The sequence below is a fragment of the Streptomyces sp. DvalAA-14 genome (assembly GCF_900091855.1).
Lineage (GTDB): Bacteria > Actinomycetota > Actinomycetes > Streptomycetales > Streptomycetaceae > Actinacidiphila.
In genome coordinates this window covers 1-2368 of record NZ_FMCH01000526.1, presented here as the reverse complement: position 1 = coordinate 2368, position 2368 = coordinate 1, and the positions used below count along the sequence as shown (strand labels likewise).

Sequence of the window (2368 nt, the reverse complement as noted above, 5' to 3'; positions counted from 1 at the left end):
CGCGTGGGGCTGCGGGGTGTTCGCCAACGATCCGGCCCGGGTCGCCGCGGCGTTCGCGGGCCTGCTGACCGGTAACGGCCGGTTCGCCGGCACGATGGACGAGGTGGTCTTCGCGGTGCTCGACCGCCGTGCGGACTCCCCCACCCGGGCCGCGTTCGCCGCGGCCTTCGCCGCCGCTTCGCAGGAACCGACGAGACAACCGTAGGCGGGTATGAGCGAGCACGAGACGTACGACCGGCTGATCGCGCTGCTGGACGAGCACGGCGCGCAGTACCGGACCATCGACCACGCGCCCGAGGGCGCCACCGAGTCGGTGAGCGAGCTGCGCGGCAACTCCCTTGCCCAGGCGGCGAAATGCATCGTCGTCATGGTCAAGGTGGGCAAGAAGGTGACGCGTTATGTGCTCGCCGTGGTGCCCGGCGACCGGCGGGTCGATCTGAACGCGGTCAAGGCGCTGCTGGCGGGCACCTACGTGTCCTTCGCGTCGCAGGACATCGCCGAGCGGCTGGCGGGCAGCGTCAGCGGCACGGTGCTGCCGTTCTCCTTCGACGACGCGCTCGAACTGATCGTGGATCCTTCGCTGTTGACGCATGAGGAGATCTTCTTCAACGCGGCCCGGCTGGACCGCTCGCTGGCGCTGTCGGTGAAGGACTACGTGCGCGTCGCGGCGCCGCGGACCGAGCCGATCGCCGGCTGACGTCCCGTCCGGTCCGCAGCGGGCCGCCCGCCCCCCGGTCAGGAGGCGCGGGCGGCCCGTCGGCCCCGGATCCGGAGTGGCTACTGCGGCGCCGGCACGGGCGCCGCGTGCGGTCCGCACACCACGTCGCGGGCGTCGAGCGCCCCGGTCAGCAGGTAGTCGTCGACCCGGTTGTTGACGCACGGGTTGACCAGTCCGGTGACGCCGTGCGAGCCGGCATCCCGCTCGGTGATCAGCCGGGATCCGGTCAGCCGCCGGTGGAGTTCGAGCGCGCCGTCGTACGGGGTCGCCGCGTCACGGGTGCTCTGCACGATCAGCACGCCGGGCAGACCGCGGCGGGCGTGGACCGCGACCGGGGTCTGCTGCCGCACCGGCCAGGTGGCGCACGGCAGGTTCAGCCAGGCGTTGGCCCAGGTGAGGAAGGGGTAGGCGGCGTTGAGCGCGGTGTTGTCGCGGTCCCAGGTGCGCCAGTCCGCGGGCCACGCGGCGTCGGTGCACTCGACCGCGGTGTAGACGGCGTTGCCGTTCTCCGCGGTGATGTTGCCGGCGGTGTCGGACAGGTCCGGGCCGGCCGCGTCCACCAGGGCCTGGGTGTCGCCCGCGCGGTAACGGCTCCAGGTGCTCGCGACGGACGCCCAGGTGGAGTCGTAGTAGGGCGCGTTCTGGAAGTAGCCGAGCAGTTCGGCCGGGCCGACGACGCCGCCGATCGGCTTCGCCTTGGCGGCGGCGCGCAGCCGCTCCCAGTTCGCCTGGACCTCCGCCCGGGTGCCCCCGAGGTGGTAGACGGAGTCGTACGAGGCGACCCAGGTCTCCCAGTCCCGCCAGCGGCCTTCGAACGCGACGTCCTGGTCGAGGTTGTTGCGGTACCAGATCTGGTCCCGGTCCGGATTGACCACGCTGTCCACGACCATCCGCCGCACATGGGTCGGGAACAGGCTGGCGTAGACCGCGCCCAGGTAGGTGCCGTAGGAGACGCCCAGGTAGTTGAGCCTGCGCTCGCCGAGCGCGGCCCGGATGACGTCGAGGTCGCGGGCGGTGTTCGCGGTGGTGGTCTGGGAGAGCATGCGCGCGCCGGTCCGCTCCAGGCAGCCGCGGGCGTACGCGGCGGCCAGTTCGCGCTGCGCGCGCTTGTCGGCCTCGCTGCCCGGGACCGGGTCGGCCTTGGGCGCCTTGACGAACTCCTGCGGGTCCTGGCAGGAGATCGGTGCGGAGTGGCCGACGCCGCGCGGGTCGAAGCCCACGAAGTCGTACGCCTTGGCGTCCTTGACCCACAGGGGCGAAGCGGTGGTGGAGCGCAGCGGGAAGCGCAGGCCCGACCCGCCGGGGCCGCCCGGGTTGTAGATCAGTGCGCCCTGCCGCTGGGCGGCGCTGCCGGTGCTCACCGCCCGGTCGACCGCGAGCCGGATGGTGTCGCCGAACGGCTTGGCGTAGTCCACCGGCACGGTGACCCAGCCGCAGCGCACGGGCGCGGCCAGCGCCCAGTCGGCCGGGCAGTCGGCCCAGTCGATGCCCTGCCGCTCGGCGCTGCGCGCGGCGATCACCACGCCGACCGACGCCGGTACGGTGGCGGCCGCGGCAGCCCCGGTCCGCGGCGGGCCGGCCGTGGCCGCCGGAGCGGCGGCGACGGCGCCCGCGAGCAGGACACCGGTGGAGACGAGCACGATGGTGCGT

3 protein-coding genes are annotated in these 2368 nt (G+C 73.4%); 2 read left to right on the top strand and 1 reads right to left on the bottom strand.

From position 1 onward, the window contains the following. Both GA0115240_RS28410 and GA0115240_RS28405 read left to right on the top strand, forming a co-directional pair. Positions 1-205: TIGR02452 family protein (locus GA0115240_RS28410; protein WP_093741032.1), on the top strand; the 205-nt coding region annotated here is incomplete at its 5' end. 6 nt (positions 206-211) lie between these two features. Further along, a complete protein-coding gene (locus GA0115240_RS28405) occupies positions 212-697 on the top strand; it encodes a YbaK/EbsC family protein (RefSeq protein ID WP_093741028.1) in 486 nt (161 codons plus the stop codon). Between the two features lie 80 nt (positions 698-777). Here the strand turns inward: GA0115240_RS28405 and GA0115240_RS28400 are convergent, their stop codons facing one another. Continuing rightward, positions 778-2358: an alpha/beta hydrolase gene (locus GA0115240_RS28400; RefSeq protein WP_093741030.1), complete on the bottom strand. Its 1581-nt coding sequence runs from the start codon at positions 2356-2358 to the stop codon at positions 778-780. Positions 2359-2368 lie beyond the last annotated feature (10 nt).